Origin of the sequence: Nocardioides sp. (genome assembly GCF_031422975.1) — a bacterium.
Classification (GTDB): domain Bacteria; phylum Actinomycetota; class Actinomycetes; order Propionibacteriales; family Nocardioidaceae; genus Nocardioides.
On record NZ_JANPEO010000496.1, the window covers coordinates 1 to 2,901 of the forward strand.

The 2,901-nt window shown below is 70.1% G+C and carries 3 protein-coding genes; all 3 read right to left on the reverse strand.

The annotated features are described in order from the left end of the window. A partial coding sequence (locus tag RMO85_RS14785) for an adenosylhomocysteinase (protein WP_310529490.1) occupies positions 1–609 on the reverse strand: 609 nt, incomplete at its 3' end. 93 nt (positions 610–702) lie between these two features. After that, on the reverse strand, positions 703–1,734 hold the full coding sequence (locus RMO85_RS14790) for a DUF808 domain-containing protein (protein ID WP_310529491.1): 1,032 nt from the start codon (positions 1,732–1,734) through the stop codon (positions 703–705). 46 nt (positions 1,735–1,780) lie between these two features. Then, entirely contained in the window at positions 1,781–2,812 is a 1,032-nt protein-coding gene (locus tag RMO85_RS14795) for an SIS domain-containing protein (protein ID WP_310529492.1), read from the reverse strand. Positions 2,813–2,901: the final 89 nt, after the last annotated feature.

Here is a 2,901-nt window from a genome sequence, read left to right on the forward strand (position 1 = left end):
GACGCCGGTGGTGGTCTCCTCGGAGACGCCCTTGATGTCCTTGGAGATCGTGGTCCAGTGCTGCGGCTTGGCCTCGACGGAGCGGGCCAGGACGCGCAGCACCTCCTTGAACTCCTCGTTGTCGGTGCTGTCCTGCGACGGCACGACACCGGTCTTCTCGTACTCGACGCCGAGGTGCAGCAGCATGGTGATGTCGCCACCGTCGTCGAGCAGGACGTTGGGTCCGCCATCGGCGAAGTCGAAGACCTTCTCGGCCTCGTCCCAGTATTCGGCGAGGGACTCGCCCTTCCACGCGAACACGGGGGTGCCGCGGGGCGCGTCGACGGTGCCGTCACGTCCCACGACGACGGCCGCGGCGGCATGGTCCTGGGTGGAGAAGATGTTGCAGGTGGCCCAGCGCACGTCGGCCCCGAGCGCGGTCAGCGTCTCGATGAGGACGGCGGTCTGGATCGTCATGTGCAGTGATCCGGCGATGCGGGCTCCGGCGAGCGGCTGGCTCGCTGCGAAGCGCTCACGCATGGCCATCAGGCCGGGCATCTCGTGCTCGGCGAGCTCGATCTCCTTGCGCCCGAATTCGGCCAGGCTGAGGTCGGCGACCTTGAAGTCCATCGTTGTCTCCTGATGTCTGTGAAGCTGGTCTGCGCCGCTCATCTGTGCGTCGTCGGGATCTCCCACGCGGACCTCAGAAGACTAGAACCGGCCTCACCGATTCTCAGAATCCTCGCCGGCCCCGTCGTTGCCCGTGTCGTGACCGAGGGGCAGCACGTGCATGATCGCCACCACGATCGCGCCCACGACGAGCCCGACGATCGCCGAGAGCAGCGTGTTGGTCAGCCAGCCGGCGACGGCACCCACCGAGCCCAGCGCGTGCCTGACCTCCTCTTCGAGGTGGTGCACCCAGCCGTACGGCGCATGCAGCACCTCGGCAAGGGTTCCGCTCAGCGACCCGGACAGCTCGTCGAGGCTGATCAGCAGGATGTGGCCACCGACCCACAGCATCGCGGCGGTGCCGACCACCGAGATGAAGGCGAGGACCTTGGGCATCCCGGCGACGAGTGCGTGGCCGACCTTCGTGGACAGTGCGGAGTCCTTGGTCGCGAGGTGGACACCGATGTCGTCCATCTTCACCAGCACTGCCACGAAGCCGTAGACGGCCACGGTGATGAACAGCGCGACGACGATCAAGATGGCGGCCCGGGAGATGAATCCCGCGTCGGGCGAGGAGTCCACGACCTCCTTGAGCGCGATCACCATGATCTCGGCGGACAGGATGAAGTCGGTGCGGATGGCACCAGCCACCGTCGCCTTCTCGTGCTCGGGCGAGAGCTCGCCCGTGGTCGTCAGCTCCTCGTCGGCGTCCTGCGCGGTCTCGTCGTGACCACTGACGCGCAGCCAGATCTTCTCCGCTCCCTCGTAGGCGAGGTAGGTGCCACCGAAGATCAGCAGGATGGGTAGCAGCCAGGGCGCGAACTGACTGAGGACCAGGGCGGCCGGCAAGATGAAGAGCAGCTTGTTGCGCAGCGAGCCGATCGCGATCTGCTTGATGATCGGCAGCTCGCGCGCGGCCGCGGAGCCCTCGAGGAACTGCGGGGTGACGGCAGTGTCGTCGACCACGACACCCGCCGCCTTGGCGCTCGCGCGGCCGGCAGCAGCCCCGATGTCGTCGACCGAGGCGGCGGCCAGCTTGGCCATCGCGGCCACGTCGTCAAGCAGGGCGAAGAGTCCGCCGGCCATCAGGCGATGTCCCTCACGTCAGTCACGGCGTCACCCTATCCAGCGCTCAGTCGTCGACGAGTCCCAAGCGGAGGTACTCCGCGGCGTAGGCCCCCTGCAGCATCAAGGAGGCGTAGCGCGCGACCTCGGTGTCGGCCTCGGCGGTCAGGGTCTCGGTGCGTGCGCCGCGGCTCGCGGCAGCGGCCAGCAGGCGGCCACGCTGCTCGCGGACCACCGGGTCCTCGGCGCCGTCGTCGAGGACGACCAGCAGCGGTCGCAGATCGCCCCCGTCGTCGGCGAACGGGTCCGCGAAGACGTCGCGCTGGCGGGTCGCCTCGATCAGTGGCAGGAGGTGCTCGGCGTCGCCGGCGAGCGCGCTGCGGCCGCTGGCGCGACGCAGCGACTCGGCGACGCGACGCGCGGCCCGTGCTGCCAGCACCGAGCCTCCCCACACGACGGGGGTGGCGTCGGCCAGCGCGATGGCGAGCATCTTGGCCGGGTTGACGGCCAGGTCGTGGTGCGGCGAGCAGGACATCGCCACCTCGTCCAGCGCGGTGGCGACGCTCTCGGAGTCGGCCCGCGGTCCGAGCCCCACCTGCTCGAGGTAGTCCAGCATCACCACGGCCGTGGCCAGCTGGTCGCCGGTCACCGTCGGCAGGATCGTGGTGTAGCGACCGGCGGCATGATCGGCCACCAGGGAGGTCGGTGGGCAGGCGACGACCACCTGCGCTCCGCGGCGTACGGCCTCGGCGACGGCCGACGCGGAGCCCGTGTCGGAACCCTCGGGCGCCAACATGACCACCAGGTCCAGGCTGCCGGCCCAGCCGGGCAGCGCCGGGCCGGGCCAGGCGACGAACGGGACCGGGCACCACGGCTCGAGCACGGCCCGCAGCAGCCGCGAGTCGGGACCGGCAGCGATGACGGCCCTGGGCCTCGATGCCGTCCGGTCGCGGGCGATCGCCTCCGCGGTCGCGGCCGCGGCATCGTGCGACTCCCGGCGCACGCGCGCACCACTCTCGGCCAGCGTGCGCAGACGCAGGTCGATCGATGCGAGCGCGCGCTCGTCATCGAGTCGGGACTCATCGAACCAGGTCGCCATGTCGATGCTCCCGGTCAGGCGGGCTTGCGCGCCTCGTCGACGAGGAGCACGGGGATGTCGTCACGGACGGGATAGGCCAGCCCGCACGA

Excerpts from the sequence above, each read along its gene's own strand:
- RMO85_RS14790 (WP_310529491.1), bottom strand. The coding sequence starts at position 1,734 with ATGGCCGGCGGACTCTTCGCCCTGCTTGACGACGTGGCCGCGATGGCC.
- RMO85_RS14795 (WP_310529492.1), bottom strand. The coding sequence starts at position 2,812 with ATGGCGACCTGGTTCGATGAGTCCCGACTCGATGACGAGCGCGCGCTC.